The following is a 19,677-nucleotide window of genomic DNA, read 5'->3' on the forward strand; positions in this document are numbered from 1 at the left end:
CATCGCGGACAAAAACAAACATACCGTTTTTACCGGAACGCTCGCCCACGGCGTGCAAGCGAAGCGGTCACCAGAACTGCTCGACCGGAAATCACGAGGAGACCGCCATGCCCAGTGCCCGTTTGATGCCAGCCTTGCTGCTGGCTGCCGCTCTTGCCTGCCCGGCCGCTCAGGCACAAGGCATGCCCTCCGAGCCCGTGAAACTTCACGGTGTCATCTATGCCCCCAGCTTGCAGTCCCAGGGCAGGACGCTGGAACTCAATGGCGCAGGCACCCGCTACAAGGCTGTTTTCAAGGTCTATACCGCCGGCCTGTACCTGGAAAAGCCGGCGCGCAGCCTGCAGGAAATCGCCGCCCTGCCCGGCCCCAAGCGTATCAGCGTGACCATGCTGCGCGATATCGACTCGGCCGAGCTGGGCAAGCTGTTCTCGCGCGGCATGGAAGACAATATGGAGCGCGCCGCCTTCTCCAAGCTGATTCCGGGGGTGATGCGCATGAGCGAGATCTTCACCCAGCACAAAAAACTGCTTGCGGGCGAGAGCTTCATGGTGGACTGGCTGCCCGGCCAGGGCGCCATCGTGACCGTCAAGGGCCAGCCTCAGGGCGAGGCTTTCAAAGAGCCCGAGTTCTTCAACGCCCTGCTGGGCATCTGGCTGGGTCCCAAGCCCGCCGATCAGCAGCTCAAGAAAGCGCTGCTGGGCGAGGCTGGCTGACTCACTTGAGCAGCTCGCGGTAATAGTTGGGCAGCGCAAACAGCGCGCCGTGCACTTGCTCGTTGTAGTACTGCAGATCCCTCACCTTGCGCTGCCTGAGGCGCTCGGCCACTTGTTGCGCCTTCAGCTCCAGCGGATCCAGCTCATCGGAGGCCACGGCCAGCCCCCAGTAAGCGCCGTAAAGCGGAATATAGAGGCCGTAGCAGCGCACCACGGCAAACTGCTGACGCAGGCTGCGTACCAGTTCGGCCACCTGCGGACCGTGGAAGACAGGGCTGCCCAGATGCAGCACCAGCGCGCCGCCCGGCGCCAGCACGCGCTTCATGCGTGCCAGCGAGTCGGGCGCATACAGGGCGCTGGCCGGGGTATCGGGATCGGTCAAATCCATCAGTGCCAGATCAAAGCGCTCATCCGTTGCCTCCATCAGGGCCAGACCGTCGCCTATGCAGACCTCAACACGGGCATCATCGAGCGCGCCGCGATGCACGGACCGCAGATGCTGGCGCGAGAACTGCACCACGGCCTCGTCCAGCTCGGCCAGCACCACACGCTCGATGCTCGGATGCTTGAGCAGCTCCTCGGCGGCACCACCGTCGCCGCCGCCCAGAATCAATGCCTTGCGCGGCGCGGGGTGGGCCGTGGCGACCGGGTGCACCAGGGCCTCGTGATAGAAGAACTCCTCGCCCTCGGAAGTCATGAAGCAATCATCGAGACGCAGCACCTTGCCGAACTGCGGCGTCTGCAGCAACTCCAGCTTCTGGTATGGGGTCTGCAGCGTCTGCAACGCCGTGGCGCGATAGCCAAAGCGTGCATGGGGCGTGAGCTGCTCCAGGGCCCAGCCGGATTCAGGCTCGGGTGCAGGGTCCACGGCATGGTCTGCCGGCTGCGCCATGCCGATGTCTCCGCGCATCAATTGCTGGCGCAGCACCTTTTTGGGCACAAAAGCGTCGATCACGCCTTCCATCAGACGGCGGGCCTTGCCCGAGTTGTCGGCGGAAAAATTGCACACATAGACGTCAATGGTGACACTACCCGTCTCGGGCCAGGTATGTATGGCCAGATGGGACTCCGCCAACAGCACCGTACCCGTCACCCCACCGGGCTGGCCTTCATAGGGCGGGAACTTCACCCAGGTGTCATCCACCAGGGTCAGCCCCGAGGCCGCAGTCTGTTCGCGGCAAAGCCCGGCGATGGCGTCGGCATCGAGCATGTAGCGCTCGGAGCCTGCGCATTGATAAAGGTCGGCAGTCAGGTGCAGTCCATGCATGTGGCGTGAGTCCCCCTTCGTTCTCTGCCGGCTGCAAGGCGATGCACGAGCCGACATTGGTTCAAACAAAGCAAATGACTCTAGCAAATATGCTTATCCGCACTCTTTCCTGCCAGATATGCGGACCAACAGACGGCATCACACCACAAGCTGTTCCAACGAATCCAGATGAGCCCTGGCCTCGACAGCCGTGATGGGCTGGCCGTGGTTGTAGCCGTAGGTCATCAGCACCACGGGGCAGCCGGCGGCATGGGCAGCCTGGGCATCGTTGCTGGAGTCGCCCACCATCAGCGTGCGCGCGGGTTCGCTGCCCAAGGCCTTGCAGGTTTCGACCAGCGGCATGGGGTCGGGCTTTTTGCGCGGGAAGGAGTCGCCACCGAACACGCAGTCGAAAAAGCCGTCCAGCCCCTTGGCGGCCAGCAGGGGCTGGGCAAAGGACAGAGGCTTGTTGGTCAGGCAGGCCATGCGCAGGCCCCGGGAGCGCAGAGCCTGCAGACCCTGGGCCACGCCAGGGTAGACATCGGCAAACTGGCCGTTGATGGCCAGGTAATGGTGTTCGTAACGCTGCCAAGCCCGAGGATACAGGGCATCGATATCCATGGCCTCCACATGCGCCAGCACGGAACGGATCAGATGCTCGCTGCCCTTGCCCACCATGTTTTCGATGATCTGCGGCTTGATGGCCGGCAGTTGCAGATCGGCCAGCATGCGGTTGAGCGCTTCGGCAAAGTCGCCCAGCGTATTCACCATGGTGCCATCGAGGTCGACCATGACGGCATCCAGTTCCAGGGCGGCGGCGGGAGCAGGCAGATTCAGCTTCATACAACTATCAATTCAATAGCTGCATGCTCTTTTCAATACTGGGCTTGCAGCCAAAAACACTAAAACTTCCATGCCCCGACTCCAAAAGCCGCGCTCTTGCATCAAGCGCAGCCGAAGCCAGGACAGCGAGCCAGACCTGGGCGGCTTCGCCGCCTCAGTGCAAAGGAGCTGCGGGGCGCAGCGCCTTAAGCGGGAGTCAGGCAAGATTCTTGCGCATGGTGTCGATGACAGCCTTGTAATCCGGCTTGCCGAAGATGGCGCTGCCAGCCACAAAGGTGTCGGCACCGGCATCGGCCACGGCGCGGATATTGGCTTCCTTGATGCCGCCGTCCACTTCCAGGCGAATGTCCTTGCCAGAAGCATCGATCAACTTGCGGGCCTTTTCGATCTTGCGCAGCGTGCTATCAATAAAGCTTTGACCGCCGAAGCCAGGGTTCACGCTCATCAAGAGGATCAGGTCGATGTCTTCGATCATCCAGTCCAGCACCTCCAGCGACGCGGCGGGATTGAACACCAGACCGGCCTTGCAGCCGTGGGCCTTGATGTTCTGAACGCTGCGGTGCACATGCGGCGATGCATCGGGGTGGAAGCTGATGTAGTCCGCTCCTGCCTTGGCAAAGGCCGTGGCGAGATCGTCCACGGGCTGCACCATCAGATGCACGTCGATGGGCACGGGCTTGCCATCGGGTGTGACCGAATGGGGCTTCAAAGCCTGACAGATCATGGGGCCGAAGGTCAGATTCGGCACGTAATGGTTGTCCATCACGTCAAAGTGGATCCAGTCGGCGCCGGCCGCAATGACATTACGCACTTCTTCACCCAGACGGGCGAAGTCGGCTGACAAGATGGAGGGGGCAATACGGTAGGTGGGGCTCATGGATTGCAATTGTCGCAGTTACCATTAGCTCATGCCGATGAATGAGTTTCTGGTCCAAGTCCAGCCCGCCTACCTGCCTGAGCAATCTGCCCCGGCCGCCGGCGTCTATGTGTTTTCCTACACCATTACCGTCACCAACACGGGTGAGGTGCCGGCGCAGCTGATTGCGCGGCACTGGATCATCACCAACGAGCTGGGCCATGTCGAAGAGGTCAAAGGCTTGGGCGTGGTGGGCCGACAGCCGCTGCTGCAGCCTGGTGAATCCTTTGAATACAGCAGCGGCTGCCAACTGCGCACGCCCACGGGCACCATGCGCGGCAGCTATCTCTGCGTGAACCACGAGGGCGAGACCTTCGACTGCGAGATTCCGCTCTTCGTATTGCAGATGAATGAGTCCGGCGACCCCATGCCCATGCCTGAGAAGCGCGTTCTGCACTGAGGCAAGCACCCACATTTGCATGAAGAAAAGCACTCTTGACCTGCCCGGCCTGCTGGCGTCCCTGGACCCCGATGCAGGCCTTGCGCAACGCCATCTGTGGCTGATCCATCTGGCCGAATGGATACGCGCAGCCGAACCCTCTGTCGAAGGCGCCGTGCAGCGCGTAAAACAGATCGTCGAGGCCTTCGAGGCCGATCCCGAGGCCCTGTCCCGGCTGCGCCGCTGGAGCCAGACGCTGATGGAGACGGTGGACATCACCGCCCTGCTGGCCGATTTCGGCTTTGCCCCGCGCACGGCCATGGCCAGCGAAGTGGCCGAGCGCCTGCGCTACAAGCTGCTGCCCAGCACGCCCGAGACCGAGGATGCCTCCGAGCTGTTCATGCTGGTCTTTCCCGACCGTTTCGACGCCCGCTGGCTGCATGCGCTGGACAGCCAACTCATGGCCCGCATCACCACCTTGCTGACCCCGCAACAGCTCGAAGAAGGTGTGAGCTTCTGGGAGCGCAACCTGCTGGATGCCATCACCTATTGCGCGGGCCAGATTCTCTCCACGGGGTTTGCCCCAGAGCTGCGTCTGCGCATGAGCGAGCAGGCACGCGAGGAAAAACCGTTTCATGCGCTGATCCACGATGTGGAGAACCTGCGTGTGGAGGTCATGCTGCCGCTGCGCACCACCGACAGGCGCGACGCCGCAGCCGCCCAGCTGCGCGAACGGCTCGAGGCCTGCCGCGCCGCCGTATCGTCGGTCTACTCCTATGTCGAGGCCGAAGGCATTTCCGTCGGCCTGATCTTCCGCCTGCGCCAGGTGCGTGCGCGCATTCTGCGCATTCGCCGCCTGCTCGATTGCCTGCTGGCAGAAGACCGCGCCTACGAGACGTCAGAGCTGCTCTCCAACCTCGTGGCCGTGGGCATAGAGCGGCGCAGCGTGCGCGCGCTGATGTCCACCAACTCATCGCTGCTGGCAGCCAAGGTGGCCGAGCGCAGTGCCGAAACCGGCGAGCACTACATCACCCGCGACGGCAGCGAATACCGCAAGATGGTTGCCAAGGCCGCGGGTGGCGGCTTTGTGATGGCCTTCACCACGCTGGCCAAGTTTGCACTGTATGCGCTGGGCCTGTCCGTCTTCTGGTCGGGACTGGCTGCGGGCTTCAACTACGCCATCAGCTTTGTGCTGATCCAGATGCTGCACTTCACGGTGGCCACCAAGCAGCCGGCCATGACGGCGCCGGCCATGGCGGCCAAGCTCAAGGACATCCAAAGTGATGGCTCCATCCAGGAGTTCGTCGACGAAGTCGCCCATCTGGTGCGCTCCCAGGTGGCGGCCATTCTGGGCAACGTGCTCATCGTCTTCCCCGGTGCGTTGCTGCTGTCGCTGGGCTATGCCTATCTTGTCGGTCATCAGGCGCTCAGCACCCCGCATGCGCGTCAGGTGCTGGACTCGCTGAGTCTGCTGGGGCCGTCGGTGCTCTTCGCCGCCTTTACCGGCGTGCTGCTGTTTGTCAGCAGCCTGATTGCCGGTGGTGCGGAAAACTGGTTTGTGCTGCGCAACATCGATTCGGTGATTCGCTACAACCCGCGCATCACTCGCTTTCTGGGCACGGGCCGCGCGGATCGCTGGGCAAGCTTCTTGCGCAAGAATGTCTCCAGCCTGGCATCCAATATCGCTCTGGGTTTCATGCTGGGGCTGGTGCCTGCATTTGCGGCCTTCTTCGGTCTGGGACTGGAAGTGCGCCACGTCACCCTGTCCACGGGCCAGATCGGCGTGGCCGTGGCATCGCTGGGCTGGGAGGTGCTGCATGACGACCTGCTGTGGTGGGCCATGGCCATGCTGCCCTTCAATGCGGCGCTGAACGTGGGGGTGAGCTTCTATCTGGCTTTCCGCGTCGCCCTGCGTGCCCACAACGTCAGCGGCGTGGACCGCTCGCGCATCTACAAGGCGATACGCCAGCGCTTCTGGCGCAGGCCGCTGAGCTTTTTCTGGCCTTGACCTTTAACCGCCGCCGACCAGCGGCCACCAGGCCGCAGCATCGCGGGCGGCCAGAGACTTCATGGGTGAATTCGATCTGATCCGCCGCTACTTCCAACGCCCCGTACGTCGCGCCGCCCTGGGCGTGGGCGACGATTGCGCGCTGCTGGCCCCGGCCCCCGGCATGCAGCTGGCCATCTCCAGCGACATGCTGGTCGAGGGCCGCCATTTCTTTGCCGACGTGAACCCGCGCCTGCTGGGTCACAAGGCTCTGGCCGTCAATCTCAGCGACCTGGCCGCCAGCGGCGCCAGGCCTCTGGCGTTCACGCTGGCCCTGTCTCTGCCCCGTGCCGACGAGGCCTGGATCAGCGAATTTGCAACCGGCCTGCTGACCCTGGCCGATGCCCATGACTGCGAACTCATCGGCGGCGACACCACGGGCGGACCGCTCAATATCTGTATTACCGTGTTCGGCGAAGTCCCTGCCGGCCAGGCCTTGTTGCGCAGCGGCGCCAGGGCCGGCGATGAGATCTGGGTCAGCGGCAATCTGGGCGATGCACGCCTAGCACTGGAGGCCATGCTGGGCCGCGTGCAATTGCCTGCCGAGCTGCTGCAGCAGGCCCGCCAGCGGCTGGAAGCGCCCACGCCGCGCGTGGCCCTGGGCCTGGCGCTGCGCGGCATTGCCAGCAGCGCGCTGGATGTCAGCGACGGTCTGCTCGGCGATCTCGGCCATATCCTGGAGCTGTCCAGCGTCGGCGCCACGGTAGACAGCCGCTGCACCACGCCCTTGATGGCCGCAGCCGCCTATCCGCAAAGCGATGCATGGCAATTCGATTCAAAGCTGCAACTGCAATGCACACTGGCCGGCGGCGATGACTACGAGCTGTGTTTTACTGCCCCCGCAGCCCGGCATGCCGACGTGCTGGCTGCAGGCGCTGCCAGCGGCACGACTGTGCATCGCATAGGCCGCATCGATGCCGAGCCGGGCCTGCGCGTGATCGACGCAAATGGAGCCCTGCTGCAAAACCGCTGGAAATCCTTCGACCACTTCGGCAGCTGAACGCCGAGCACGCGGGCAGGAGGCGGCCGGCACCTGACAAGCGGCGCGCCCAGAGCCCTGGGTTAAGCTCAAGCCCTCGCTATCCACAAGAGCTGCCCAATGCGTTCAAGCCGTCTTCTGCCCGTATCCATGGTCTGTGTCGCAGCTGCTTTGCCCGGGCTCGCCCTGGCCGACGCCAGCAGCCTCAGTGTCTCGGGCAATCGCGCGCCCATCACCGAAGTCACGCTCTATCCCGGCATCGCCGCCGTACAGCGCGAGGCTCGCATCGACGCCCAGACACGCCTGCTCAGCTTTGAATGCCTGCCCGCCAGCGTGGACACACAAAGCCTGCAGATCAGCGGAGATGAAGGCGTGCGCGTGGGTGAGATCAAGACCCTGATGCAGTCCAGGCAGATGGCTGCCAAGGAGTGCACCAGCCCGCTGGACCAGCAGATTCGCAGCCTTGAGGATCTGCTCGCGAACATCGAGGCCGAAGAAAGCGCAGCCAGGCTGGTGGGCGATTTTCTGCAGGGCATGAGCAAGCCCGGCGACGAAGCCAGAATCAGCCCCGCTCAGATCGCCGGCACCAGCCAGGCCCTGCGCCAGACCAGCCGCGACAACAGCCTGCGTGCTCACCAGATTCAGCGCCAGAAGCAGGATCTGCTGGCGCAGTTGCAGCCTCTGCGCCAGGAGCGCGACCGCACGGGCTCCGAGCAGTCTCAGGTCATGAAAGTCAGCGTGCAGCTGGCCAGCGCACGCGCTGCCAATGTGCGCCTGAGCTATCAGGTGCGCGGCCCCAGCTGGCAGCCTAGCTACCGCGCTCAGTTGAACACCACCAAGCAGCAGGTGCAGCTGGAGCGCCAGGCCCTGGTCGTGCAGGCCAGTGGCGAGGACTGGAGCAATGTGCGCCTGCGCCTGTCCACCGGCCAACCCAGCCGCAGCACCCAGGGTGTCATGCCGCGCCCCTGGACGGTGGATATCGCGCAACCAATGCCCCCCGCCGCTCCGGCACCAGCCCCCGTCGCCATGATGGCGCGCAGCGGAGCCCGGGCGATGCGCGAGGAGGCAGTGGCACCGGACTTGCCGGTGCTCGATGTCTCCAGCATCAACACGGCCTACAGCACGCAATTCATCGTGCCGTACAAGATCAGCGTGCCCTCCAGCGCCGAGCGCATCACGCTGTCGCTAGGTCAGGAAAATTTGGCCACCAGCTTGCTGACTCGCACCGCGCCGGCCATGGAAGAGGCGGCCTATCTGATTGCCACGCTACAGGCTCCGCCAGGCATCTGGCCGGCGGGCCCGGTAGCACTGTTCCGTGACGAGGCACTGGTTGGCAATGGCAGGCTGGACTTTGGCAACGCCCAGGCACTGGCGCAAGGACTGTCTTTTGGCCGCGATGAGAACGTGGTGGTACGCCGCCTGCCTGCGCAAAGCCATACCGGCAGCGGCGGCTGGGTCAGCAGCAAGACTGAGCGCAGCATCGTGCGCAGCTACGCCGTCGAAAACCGTCACAACCAGCCCATCGCACTGCAGGTGCTGGACTCGGCCCCTGTTTCACGCAATGAGCAGATCAAGGTGCAGTCGCAATACAGCCCGCAGCCAGCCACCACCAGCTGGAATGCGCAAAACGGCACGGTTGCCTGGGAGCAGAATCTGGCCGCCCGCAGCACGGCCCAATTCCAGGCCACGCACCAGATCCGCTTTCCCGAAAACCAGCCCATTACCGGCCTGCAATAAGCCTGCGCTTATCATCACGTCATGACGGATGACTCATCAAACAGCGCTGCAGCGCCTGCCGATATTGCGCAAGCAGCTATCAATAACAAAGCACACCTCGGCATGAATGCGGCGGGAATCGCCCACCCCAGCGTGAAGTTCATGCTGCAACACCCGGCCCATCTGATTGCTCTGGGCTTTGGCTCCGGCCTGCCCCGCGTCGCCCCCGGCACGGTGGGCAGCCTGTGGGCCTGGCTGGCCTATCTGGTGCTGGCACTGTGGCTGAGCCCGGCACAGATCGGCTGGCTGATTGCCGCCAGCATTCCCGTAGGCTGGTGGGCCTGCACCGTCACCGCAAAGCATATGCGCGTGGCCGACCCCGGCCATATCGTCTGGGACGAAGTGGTCGCCATGTGGATTGTTCTGTGGCTGTGCATGCCCATGGGCTTCTGGGGGCAGCTCACCTGCTTTGCGCTGTTCCGCTTTTTTGATGCCGTCAAGCCCCAACCCGTCAAATGGGCAGACCGCCTGTTCAAAGGCTTCGGCCTGCGCGGCGGCTGGGGAATCATGTGGGATGACCTGGTTGCTGCCTTCTGCACCCTGCTGGTCGTGGCCCTCTGGCGGCATTTCTTCTGACCGCGTGAGTCCTGGAGGAGACGATGAGCAAACAAGAAGCCAATATCGAAGAACTGGTTCAGCAACTGGCGGCCAGACTGACCGAAAAAGGCTGGATGCTGGCCACTGCCGAAAGCTGCACCGGCGGCATGATTGCCGCAGCCTGCACCGATCTCGCAGGCTCCAGCCAGTGGTTCGAGCGTGGCTTCGTGACCTACTCCAACGAGGCCAAGACCGAAATGCTAGGCGTGCCCGCCGAGCTGATCGCAAAGCACGGCGCCGTTAGCGAGGAAGTCGTGCGCGCCATGGCTGAAGGCGCCATCCGTCACTCACGCGCCCAGGTCAGCATTGCCGTGACGGGGATTGCGGGCCCTAGCGGAGGCTCTGCTGAAAAGCCAGTGGGGACGGTGTGGGTGGGGTGGAGCACCTCGGATACCTCTAATACACGACGTCTTGCACTCCATGGCTCTCGCCAGAAAATCCGAGAGATAACTACACATATAGCACTACACGACCTGACACGACTGCTGATGTCCGATCAATAAACCAACTCCACATTGGTGTCGCAATTGAGTTGTGCCCCAATATCTGTTTGCGCCAAACTCAAACCCAAAAGGTTCAGCAGCAAATTCAGTATCGACTCGAGTGCATATGTCAGCGGCTTCAATACCAGCGCTAGCAAATCACCCAGTCCTGGACCTAATAGATTTTTCAGTGCAGAAACCAAGCTACCTACCAAATCTCCTTGCACGATAGTGAGCCAAATCGCTGGCTTATCAAGCCTAGGAGGAGAAGGGCTGTTGAAAAACAAGGTCTGAGGCTTTGAATCTAAAGGCAGTGAGATTTCTACCGGAATTTTGACAATGGAAAACAACAATGCCACATCTCCTTTCAACACCACCTTACCCAGCCCCGTTTGTCCCAAGGCAGTCAGAGACTTACCAGGGTTCGAACACTGATAGCCCGTTACTCGCGCTGTGCCTTGGGCAATCTTCACGTCCAAAGACAGATTGACACCTGCTACAAACAAAACGTTCAGGCCCAATCCAACCACAAGGTCGATTTGGGATGTCTTTGCTTCAATGACATCTCTGTCAGGATCTCCAATCGCACTCTGCGCAGGCTCTATGACTTTGAGATTCACGCCCGCATGAACCAGTCCTAGATCCAGATTAACTCCTACCTTGGCCGCACTTTTGCTATTGGCAAACTGAGCCAGTAAGGTGACCATATCCAGCACGTTCACATCCGTACGCAACGCATCTGTTCCCAGTCCCGTTCCCAGCTTCAAGACATCCGCCAATGCCAATTGGATTTGCCCGACCCCGGCGGCCAATATCTTCAAGGCCGTAACCGCCGCAGCATTTCCTTGCTGAGGCAATACGTCTGCCATGGCAAGCATGAAGTTGCTAAGAGACACTTTTGCGTTGGCGACTTCATCGTAACTGCCCACATTCAGTGAGCCACGAATCTTCAATGCATCCAGAAATTTGAGCAGATTGATATCGGCACCCGCGATACCCTGCCAACCAACCGCACCCAGCTTAATGCTGCCTCCCAGCATTCCTCCAATCACGGCGTCCAGCAAGTCCGACTTTGTCGTATCCAGCTCTAGCAAGGTAGACCGTACGGAAAGGCGTGCGAGACGTGGAGCGCGAAAAGCCGTGGCAGATGCCGTTACTTGTCGCACCCCCGCATCCAAGTCCGCTCCGAAAAGAAACAAGTAGGGGACCACTCTGGCCACTTGCACCTTGCAGGCATTCAACGGCGCCTGTCCTGCGACGAAATACTGCTCTGACGTCAATCCGGTTCTGACTTCCCAACGCCCCTCCGCAGTGCTCACTAATTCCGATGGAATGCCCCCATTTCTTGGAATGCTATCTGCCGCCACCGACTGACATGCTCCGCTGCGAGGTGTGCCACTGGCCCCGGCCAGCGCCGCCAGATCCGCCATCTTCTGCAGCTCGCGCTTCTGCCAGAACACATTGCCGATATCGATGGTTGCCAGGCAGATCACGGCAATCATCAGCCACAACGCCCCCAGCATCGCCACCGAGCCCGACTGGCGACGCATGGGAGCAGGACCCAGGCCTTTGGCAAAAGACTGCATGCAGAGAGCCTCTGTTGACGGCTAGCGACTGCCGCTGGTTGTACTACCCACCTGTGTTTCAGAGCTCTCCGGAATCTTGTAGGTAAAACTCTCGAGATAGCGCTGATAGGTACGCTGGGCCACATCGCTTGTCACGGGATAGGCATTGCGCGATGCGTACTGACCACTGGCCTGCAGCGCCAGCAGATAGCTGGTGGCGTCGCCCACCCGATTGCTTGCGGACGGTGTCAGGGAAGCATTGCCGGGAGCTGGTGTCTGCGTCACTGCTGCCTGAGCTGTTGCAGTGGGCGTCACCGCCGCACTTCGGGGCGCACTCATATTGGTCACGCCTGTGCTGGAGCCGGTATTGCTGCCGGCCTGCGCCAAGACGGCCGAGGCCATGCCCAGTGCCATCAACGTCAGGGTGAATGCGCGGGCCCGTTGGGTGAATGCTGTCTGCATATTCATGGGGACTCCTTGAAGGTTCAGGGCCAGGCACGTTCGGGCGCACTCTTCTTGGCAGAAGCTGCAGGCTTGCTGCCGGCATCTTCATCGGGTGTCTCGAAGAACAAGCCGCCCGCCGCTGCGCGCTGGGGCAGCAGGGCTTGCACAGCCTGTTTGCTACCGGATTCACCGGCCTGGCGAACAGCGGCAGGATGTGCCGCCGCCATCACCACCGCAGCGTCCGGCACTGATCTTGTCGGGCGCACGGGCTGGCGCGAGATCACGGGCTGCGGTGCAGGCTCGGCGCGCGGAGCCGGTACCGCCTGCGTCTGCTGCAGTTTTACGGGCATCGCCTCGGTAAGTAGAGGCTGCGCAGGCTTGGGCGTCTCCTGCTTCGCGGACTGAGAAGCCGTTGCCACGGCCACCTCCAGGGGTGGCGCCACTTTTGCTATCAATGCAGGAGCTTGTTGCGCTTTAAGTATGGAAACTTCAGGTCGATTTGACTCTTGAATCCTTTCCAATGGAGCGGCAGCCGCTACATCGACAGGAGCGTCAATTGTCTGCACAGGCACAGGCGGCGCGTAGGCATAGGTTTGCGGAGCTGCTGGCATCAATTGGCTCGCCCCCTGACCAGGGTGACGTGGTCGCCCTGCATCGAAGCTGCCGCCAGAGACCATCCACTGACCACCACTGAGCCCCCGCTCCACATTCCGCGCCATCATGGGCGCAGCTGCGGGCAGCGGCAACGGGGGCTGGGACGTTTGAGCAGGAGGCTGCACAGACTCCGCTGCCTTGACTACCACTACCGGAGCCTTTGCGGCTTCAGGCTCCGGTGCGGGCTTTTTTGCGGCGGGCACCTCCTGCGCTGCAGCAGGCTCCGGCACTTCGGCGGATTTCCCGGAACTGGCCACGGCCTCGGGCGCGGTCTTCACTTCCGGACGGGAGAGGTTGACGACCTTGCCGGTCGCAGCCGCGGCAGGCTTTGCCGCGGCCAGGCTTGCAGCCCTCAACCACTCCCCAGCCTGCTCCTTGACCAGTTGCTGGGTCTGTGCATCCAGCTTGCGCTGGCGCATGAATTCCTCAGCCTGTGCGCCCTGGCCGCTGACCATCATGAACAGGCTCAGATTGACATTGGCCTGAGCGTCCTCGGGGTTGAGCTGCGCCGCCTGCATCAAGGGGATGCGCGCTGCATTCAGATCACGCGCACGCAGATAGGCATAGCCCAGATCGGTCAACAGGCGCGAGTCCACGGGATTGCTCATGCGCGCCTGCTCCATCTGCAGAGCGGCACTGCGAAAGTCGCCCTGCTCTGCGGCCACACGGCCCAGGCCGTAGCGTGCGGCTCCGTCCTTGGCGCTGCCCAGCAGGCCCTGGTAAATGGGGATGGCCGCACTGAGCTGCCCCACCTGACGCAATGCATCGGCACGCAACAGCCGCGAATCGCTGGAAGCGCCCCACTGCTTGTCCAGCGCATCCAGGTGCGCAATGGAGGCATACCAGAGCGACTTGGACTGCATCTGCTTGACCAGAGCGAGGTAAGTGTCCTGCGTGTCGACCACCGCCTCCTTCTCCAGCGGTCTGTCTGCTGCTGCCTTGGCTGCGGGCGACAACACGGGCTGGTTCTGCCCCAGCAAATTACCCATGCTGGAGCAGCCCGACAGCAGGGCCATGGTTGCAGCGGCCAATGGCAGCATCAGATATCGGCTTTCTTTTTTCATTTCGTCATCCCTCCCAGCGCCCGAATCACGGCAAGGAACCCCGGTCCGGCTGTAATGATGATCAGGGCCGGAAGCAGCGTCACCACCATGACGGCAGTCATCTTGACCGAGATCTTTCCTATCAACTCCTTCATCTTGGCCTTGCGCTGCTCGCGCAGACGTTCGCCAAAAATGCGCAGCGGCTCCTGCACGGCTCCGCCGTATCTGTCGATCTGAATCATCAGCGATGTCAGATTGGCCAGGTTGTCGTTCTGATAGACCTCGCTCATGCGCCCAAAGGAACGCTCACGCGTGCTGCCCCGGCTGTACTGCTGGTTGGCCAGCTGTATCTCTCGCGAAAGCACAGGCATGACATTGCCAAAGTCAGAGCCTATGACCTGCAGAGTCTGGTCCAGACTCATGCCCGTGCCTTGCAGCAAGCCCAGCAAATCGACGAGCAAAGGCAGCTCGCGGGCGACGCTAGCCCTGCGGCGGCGAGCCACGCTGCGCAGCACCCATTTGGGAAGCAGAAAGCCTATGGTGAACGCTGCAAACAGGTAGAGCAGAAATTGCTTGCTACCCGAAAAAACAAAGGCAGCAAGCAGCGAAAACAATACAGAGACCACGCAGCGCGCTATCAAATACTGCAGCTGCGCGCGAGTCGACCCCCAGCCGCATTTGCTCAGCAAAATGCGATCTTCCTGTGCAACCAACGCCTTGCCAAGCGAGGTATTGAGCCAGTGCGCAGGCAGCTCGCCATCGCCATTGAGCGAGCGCAGCAGATCTGCGGGCCTGGCAGGCGTAGCAGCCTCATTCGCCGCAGCCGCGCCGCTGCGGCTCAGTGCATCCCGCACCACCTGACTGCTGCGTTCGCGTCGCTGATGCGCATAGGCAATCAAAGCCGCCCCGATCAGCGCCGCCAAGGCCAGAAATGCCACGCTCAGCATCAGCAAAAGACGGGATGTCTCCATCAATCTGCCCCCTCATCGAGCTTGGCCATGCGGTAGAGCAGCAGCACACCAAAGACCTGCAAAGCAGCTGCTGCCCAGATGATGTTGCGGCCACTGGCGTCATTCCACATATTCAAAAAGTAGCTCGCATTGAAGGAAATGATCAGACAGCACACGGCCACCGGCAGCAGGCTCAACACCCAGGCGGACAGACGCGTTTCGGCCGTCATGGCAGAGAGATCCTGCTCGGCCTGTTCGCGGTCGCGCATGAAATTGGCCACACGCTCCAGCAGCAGATCGACCCGGCCGCCATAACGCACGCTGATGCGCAGAATAGCTGCCAGCAAGTGCAGCTCGTCCAGCCTGGTCTGCCTCGCTACATGGGCCACCGCATTTTCCAGATCCATGCCCGCGCGGGCCAGACTGGCGGCTTTTTCCATGACCGACTGCAACGGGTCTTTGGTGCTGGCTGCAGCCATCTGGAAGGCTGCCTGAACGGAGTTGCCAATGGTCACCAGGCGCACCGTGTTATCAAGAAAACCGGGCAGTTGCTGCGTGAGCCTGGTGCGGTACTTCTGTGCCCGCGTGTAAAGCAAAAAGAAAAAGCCAATTACCAATACCACCAGCGCCGCACTACCGGCCAGCCAGCCAGCAGCAAAGCCAACGATCAGAAACGCCGCGACAATCAAGGCCAGACTGCCATAGAAAAGTCTGGCACTGGCCGTCCCCAACAAAATGGCGGGAACCGGCCAGCCTGTTCTTTTCTCGTTGCCCAGTAAGGCATCCGCCACTGAACCATCAAAAGCCGATGTCGCATCCTTGGCGACAAACCCGGCCGCAGCGGCCGCGCTTTTTTCCAGGCTCTGCTCCAGATGCCTGGTCATACGGTGCGTCCTCTGCTGCCGGCTGGCAAGCATCCACAGCGCAATCGCGGCAGCCGCAATCAGCAGCGCCAGACTCAGGAGCAAAAACGCATTGCTAGCCATGGCGCAGTCCCGCATGGTTTGCGCCGTTGCCTCCGGCGTGCTGCAGCACCGCGCGATAGCGTGTCAGCTTGGGCGTATGCGGCACCATGCCCAGCGTGGTCCAGCGCTCCAGATCCTCGCTGTCGGGTTGCGGCAGCAGCTCGTGACGATAGAGCTCCTGCGTGGCAATCACGCTATCGATGATGCCCGTGACTTCGGTAATTGATGTGATGCGCCGCTTGCCATTAGGCAGGCGGCTGATCTGCACGATGAAGTCGAGCGCATTGGCAATCTGGCGGCGCAGGCTGACCTCGCTGCCCTGAAAGCCCGCAAAACCGGCAAGCATCTCCATGCGATGCAGACACTCACGCGGAGAGCTTGCGTGGATGGTGGCCATGGAGCCGTCGTGGCCGGTGTTCATGGCCTGCAACATCTCCAGCACTTCCGCGCCGCGCACCTCGCCCACCACAATGCGATCCGGGCGCATGCGCAAGCTGTTGCGCAGCAGATCCCGAATGGAAACCACTCCCGCGCCTTCAAAGCCACCGGGACGGCTTTCCATGCGCACCACATGCGGATGAGGCAGCGTCAGCTCGGCCGTATCCTCAATCGTCACCACCCGCTCATTGGCGGGGATAAAACCCGCAATCGCATTGAGCATGGAGGTCTTGCCGCAACTGGTGCCGCCGCTGATAAGAATATTGCAGCGCTCACGCACCGCCAGCTCGAGCAAGCGGGCCATGCCTTCGTCCATGGTGCCGAAATCGACCAGATCCTGAACCCGCAGAGGATCATTGCGAAACTTGCGTATCGACACCGCCGGCCCGTCCAGCGACAAGGGCTCTATCACCACATTGATACGCCCTCCATCCGGCAAGCGCGCATCGACCATGGGCGTGGATTCATCGAGGCGGCGACCCAAGGGAGAGATGATGCGGCGCACGATGCGCAACACATGGGCGTTGTCGGTGAAATGCAAGGCCTCCTGCTGCAAAATTCCCTTGCGCGAGACAAAGACGCGCTGATAGCCGTTGATCAGAATGTCCTCGACCTCCGGGTCGGCCATCAGGTCATCAAGCGGCCCCAGCCCGGACAGCTCCTTATTCAGAGCCTGCGCAATCCATTGCACCTCCTCGTCATTGACGGGAAACCGCTGCTGACGCACAAACTGCTCCAGTTCCTGGTGTACAAACTGGCGCACACGACTGGTTGACCATTTGGCAAACACCGCGCCAAGCTCCTCCACACGCGTCAGCAAATGCTCGTGTGCGACGTTCTTGATCAGCAGCAGTTGCTTCGAGTCCGAAAAATGACTGCCTTTTTCGGCGAAAACAATGTCCATGCTCATTCGCCTCTCCTCAATCGCTTGGCCCATTGCCCCAGAACGCCCGACGCTGGCGCTGCGACCTTGTCGGCAGCAACCGCTCCGCTGAGCAATGCTCTGGCCATGCTTCTGACACAGGTCACATAGGGATCACCGCGCAGCGACTGCGACAACAACTGTCCACAGCTGGCGGCATTCAGCAAAACCGTGGATCGATCCGGAACCACGTGCAGCAATTCCAGACCAAGGCGCTGCGCGACCTCTTTGGCTGGCAGGCCGGCCTGCAAATTGAAGCGGTTGAGCACCAGTTTGAGCGTGCTGCGATTCACACCCTTGGCATCAAGCTCCTTGAGCATCTGTGCCGTAGACACAATGCCTCCCAGCGACTGGTCACAAACCACCCAGCCCTGTCCGCTCTCGCGCAGCAAAGGCGCCAGAAAATCAGCCTGCACCATGCCGCCCAGATCAATCACCTGCACCCCAAGCAAGCTCTTGAGCGTGTTGACTACGCCCGCTGCAGCTGCAGGGCTGACTTCGCGCAGCATGCCCAGATCGGAAGGCCAGGCCAGAGTCACAGTGCCCGTGGAGTGCTTGGCAAAGGCCGATTCGATCAATGTCGCGTCCAGGCGGCGCGTGTTCTGAACCGCATCCACAAAACTGAAGTCACCAGCGATGCCCAGATACAGCAAGCCATCGCGTGCAGGCAAGCCCAGATCCAGCAATACCGCATGTGCGGACTCATCCAGCGGCAACTGACTTGCACCAAAAGGCCTGGCAAGCTGTTTCTTGTTCTTGGCGCCTCTCACGTCATAGGCATGCATTTCCTGGAACATCACGGCCAGATGCGTTGCCAGCGTAGTCACTCCCATCCCTACACGTGCCCCCAGCAAAGGCAGTGAGAAACCTTTTGTTTCCTGCTCCAGAGCTACAGCCGCAGGCAGCTGACTGCGTACATGCATCTGATGCCTGATGGCGACGCTGGCCTCACTTTCGGACGCATCCCAGTCAATGAATTCAGCCACACCACAGCGCAGGGCTGCGCGCATGGACATTGGCTCTACGGCGGATCCAGCCCCCATGATCACCACCCCAGGGAATATGACGCGCAGATCGCTGACCAGGACGATGGCAGCCTCCGTCATGGGAGCCGAGAAATCCACTACCACCACGCCAAGCCCTGGCGCCGAAATCGCAGTGTGAAGCGCAGCCAGATCGCCTGCCACCGGTATCACTTCCGCATCGCTACCCAGAGCACTCGCAAGCCAGAAAGCGTGCGATGGCGACTGGGTGACCAGCACCACTCGTGCATTGCCTCTCGCCGCCCCTGGCTGCGCGGTATTGAGCTGGGATGAGTCCATGCGCATATTCATGCCTCTACCCGGACACTCAGCGCGAGAAGCCCGGCGCCACGCTGGACGACAGACCACCCGCCACCCATGGACCCCACACCGCAGGATCACGCTGCTCGGTGCGCCCAGGCAGCAGCGGCTCCACATTCACATCGCGCGCCAGCGGTTTGACAAGGCGCGGCGTCACCACAATCGCCAGCTCGCTCTCCTTTTGCTGAAACTCCTGACGCTTGAACAGCACACCCAGAATCGGAATATCGCCCAGCAAAGGAACCTTGTCGGTACCTGATGTGGTGTTGCGGCTGACTAGGCCGCCAATCACAAAACTCTCGCCATCCCCCAGCTCCACCGTGGTATCGGCACGGCGGGTGGTAATCGAGGGGACAGTCGCACTATTCAGAACAATGGTGTTGGCGTAATCCAGCTCGCTGGCCTCCGGCGCAACCTTGAGCACGATGCGATCGTTGGACAGCACCGTGGGTGAGACCGTCAAGCCAATGCCGTAAGGCTTGTACTGAATGGCCACCATACCCGTACCCGCAGGTACGGGAACCGGCACTTCCCCGCCCGACAAGAAATTGGCACTCTGACCCGACAGAGCCACCAGCGTTGGAGCCGCCAGCACTCGCGCCAAATTGTTGCCTTCAAGCATGCCGATGTTGACGCCAATTCCGGCCTTATCGAACTGCATCAGCAAGTTGAAGGCCTGGGTCAAAGGGTTTGCTGCCGCGCCCGTCGTGGAACTTCCGCCGCCAGTTCCATAGGACCCGCGTCCAAAAATGCCAAAGCTGAAACCCGAGCTGTTGGGCGTCGTGCTGAACAGGTTGAGGCCTACCTTCTTCATCTGGGTCTTGTTGAACTCGACCACCTTGACATCGACCTGCACCACATTGCTCTTGAGCTGGACGCTGGAGAGATCGACGGTCTTGGCCTTGTCGGCGGACTGCGCGTTCGCCAGCTCGCCGGCAAATTGCTGCTCTATCAGGCTGGAAGCCTTGGCCGTGCGCAATTCCACTCGCTGCTGCACATTGAGCATATAGGTCTGCGCCTGTGCTTCACCGCGCGGCCAGACCATGAACGATGTACTGCCAGGCTTGAGTGGGCTCAACAGGATCTTGGCGGCAGCCCCCTTGCCTGCACGCTTGATATGCACCGCCGCAATCGTGTCGTCACCGATTGCAATGCGCTCCACTCCGCCGGGCAGGTTCAACTCATGCTGAGCGCCCATCACCAGCTTGATTTCCCTGGCTGCTGTCGCTTGCTGCGCTCTACTTTCGCCCACATTGGGCACTTGCTGCGCAAGGGCCGGGACAGTGACAACACTCAAGGACAGGCCGCAGAGCAGATACAGCGGCTTCAGCGAAAAGGTGCGGGATGCGATTGAAACAGTCTTGTTGTTCATAGA

At 61.6% G+C, this 19,677-nt stretch carries 18 protein-coding genes; 7 read left to right on the plus strand and 11 right to left on the minus strand.

Translation table 11 applies throughout. The features are described 5' to 3' along the window. The first annotated feature begins 107 nt into the window (after window positions 1-107). Window positions 108-713, plus strand: coding sequence for a chalcone isomerase family protein (locus tag MPZ60_RS23325; protein ID WP_034355074.1), 606 nt, complete (start codon window positions 108-110; stop codon window positions 711-713). A gap of 1 nt (window position 714) precedes the next feature. Here MPZ60_RS23325 and speE read toward each other — a convergent pair whose 3' ends face one another. The 3 genes from speE to rpe form a co-directional block, all read right to left on the minus strand. Beyond that, window positions 715-1,980 (minus strand): polyamine aminopropyltransferase, encoded by a 1,266-nt coding sequence (gene speE / locus MPZ60_RS23330; RefSeq protein ID WP_034355077.1) that lies wholly within the window; start codon window positions 1,978-1,980, stop codon window positions 715-717. A 138-nt stretch (window positions 1,981-2,118) separates the two neighbouring features. Then, window positions 2,119-2,802, minus strand: a complete 684-nt coding sequence (locus tag MPZ60_RS23335; RefSeq protein WP_034355080.1) for a phosphoglycolate phosphatase — start codon at window positions 2,800-2,802, stop codon at window positions 2,119-2,121. Between the two features lie 196 nt (window positions 2,803-2,998). After that, window positions 2,999-3,679: a ribulose-phosphate 3-epimerase gene (gene rpe / locus MPZ60_RS23340; RefSeq protein ID WP_034355083.1), complete on the minus strand. Its 681-nt coding sequence runs from the start codon at window positions 3,677-3,679 to the stop codon at window positions 2,999-3,001. Window positions 3,680-3,710: 31 nt separating this feature from the next. On the opposite strand from rpe, the gene apaG reads away from it, so the two are divergent. The 6 genes from apaG to MPZ60_RS23370 all read left to right on the plus strand — a co-directional run bounded on the left by apaG (window position 3,711) and on the right by MPZ60_RS23370 (window position 9,999). After that, window positions 3,711-4,118 carry a Co2+/Mg2+ efflux protein ApaG gene (gene apaG, locus MPZ60_RS23345; protein WP_034355086.1) on the plus strand — a complete coding sequence of 136 codons (408 nt, stop codon included), beginning with the start codon at window positions 3,711-3,713 and terminating at the stop codon, window positions 4,116-4,118. Window positions 4,119-4,137: 19 nt separating this feature from the next. Next, window positions 4,138-6,105, plus strand: coding sequence for a site-specific recombinase (locus tag MPZ60_RS23350; protein WP_034355089.1), 1,968 nt, complete (start codon window positions 4,138-4,140; stop codon window positions 6,103-6,105). Between the two features lie 61 nt (window positions 6,106-6,166). Then, the gene (thiL, locus tag MPZ60_RS23355) at window positions 6,167-7,144 is read left to right on the plus strand and encodes a thiamine-phosphate kinase (protein ID WP_034355092.1); all 978 of its coding nucleotides are present in this window, start codon (window positions 6,167-6,169) and stop codon (window positions 7,142-7,144) included. Window positions 7,145-7,243: 99 nt separating this feature from the next. Beyond that, on the plus strand, window positions 7,244-8,860 hold the full coding sequence (locus MPZ60_RS23360; protein WP_034355095.1) for a DUF4139 domain-containing protein: 1,617 nt from the start codon (window positions 7,244-7,246) through the stop codon (window positions 8,858-8,860). Window positions 8,861-8,881: 21 nt separating this feature from the next. After that, window positions 8,882-9,475: a phosphatidylglycerophosphatase A gene (locus MPZ60_RS23365; RefSeq protein ID WP_080746148.1), complete on the plus strand. Its 594-nt coding sequence runs from the start codon at window positions 8,882-8,884 to the stop codon at window positions 9,473-9,475. Between the two features lie 23 nt (window positions 9,476-9,498). Then, a complete protein-coding gene (locus MPZ60_RS23370) occupies window positions 9,499-9,999 on the plus strand; it encodes a CinA family protein (protein WP_034355098.1) in 501 nt (166 codons plus the stop codon). Here MPZ60_RS23370 and MPZ60_RS23375 read toward each other — a convergent pair. From MPZ60_RS23375 to MPZ60_RS23410, 8 genes are read right to left on the minus strand one after another with little or no spacing between them, the layout of a single operon-like run. Continuing rightward, complete coding sequence (locus MPZ60_RS23375; protein WP_034355101.1) at window positions 9,993-11,564, minus strand: pilus assembly protein TadG-related protein; 1,572 nt, start codon at window positions 11,562-11,564, stop codon at window positions 9,993-9,995. The genes MPZ60_RS23370 and MPZ60_RS23375 overlap by 7 nt on opposite strands. Before the next feature lie 21 nt (window positions 11,565-11,585). Continuing rightward, complete coding sequence (locus MPZ60_RS23380) at window positions 11,586-12,011, minus strand: DUF3613 domain-containing protein (RefSeq protein ID WP_034355104.1); 426 nt, start codon at window positions 12,009-12,011, stop codon at window positions 11,586-11,588. Between the two features lie 17 nt (window positions 12,012-12,028). Further along, a complete protein-coding gene (locus tag MPZ60_RS23385) occupies window positions 12,029-13,705 on the minus strand; it encodes a tetratricopeptide repeat protein (protein ID WP_034355108.1) in 1,677 nt (558 codons plus the stop codon). Further along, window positions 13,702-14,655 carry a type II secretion system F family protein gene (locus tag MPZ60_RS23390; RefSeq protein ID WP_034355112.1) on the minus strand — a complete coding sequence of 318 codons (954 nt, stop codon included), beginning with the start codon at window positions 14,653-14,655 and terminating at the stop codon, window positions 13,702-13,704. The genes MPZ60_RS23385 and MPZ60_RS23390 overlap by 4 nt, the downstream gene beginning before the upstream one ends. Then, window positions 14,655-15,620, minus strand: coding sequence for a type II secretion system F family protein (locus tag MPZ60_RS23395; protein ID WP_034355116.1), 966 nt, complete (start codon window positions 15,618-15,620; stop codon window positions 14,655-14,657). The genes MPZ60_RS23390 and MPZ60_RS23395 overlap by 1 nt, the downstream gene beginning before the upstream one ends. Further along, complete coding sequence (locus MPZ60_RS23400; RefSeq protein WP_034355119.1) at window positions 15,613-16,947, minus strand: CpaF family protein; 1,335 nt, start codon at window positions 16,945-16,947, stop codon at window positions 15,613-15,615. Before MPZ60_RS23400 ends, MPZ60_RS23395 begins: the two co-directional genes overlap by 8 nt. Beyond that, entirely contained in the window at window positions 16,944-18,281 is a 1,338-nt protein-coding gene (locus MPZ60_RS23405; protein ID WP_231905884.1) for a histidine kinase, read from the minus strand. The genes MPZ60_RS23400 and MPZ60_RS23405 overlap by 4 nt, the downstream gene beginning before the upstream one ends. A 28-nt stretch (window positions 18,282-18,309) precedes the next feature. Beyond that, complete coding sequence (locus MPZ60_RS23410; protein ID WP_034355123.1) at window positions 18,310-19,674, minus strand: type II and III secretion system protein family protein; 1,365 nt, start codon at window positions 19,672-19,674, stop codon at window positions 18,310-18,312. Window positions 19,675-19,677: the final 3 nt, after the last annotated feature.

It is taken from the genome of Comamonas sp. 7D-2, from assembly GCF_022749555.1.
Taxonomy (GTDB): Bacteria; Pseudomonadota; Gammaproteobacteria; order Burkholderiales; family Burkholderiaceae_C; genus Comamonas; species Comamonas thiooxydans.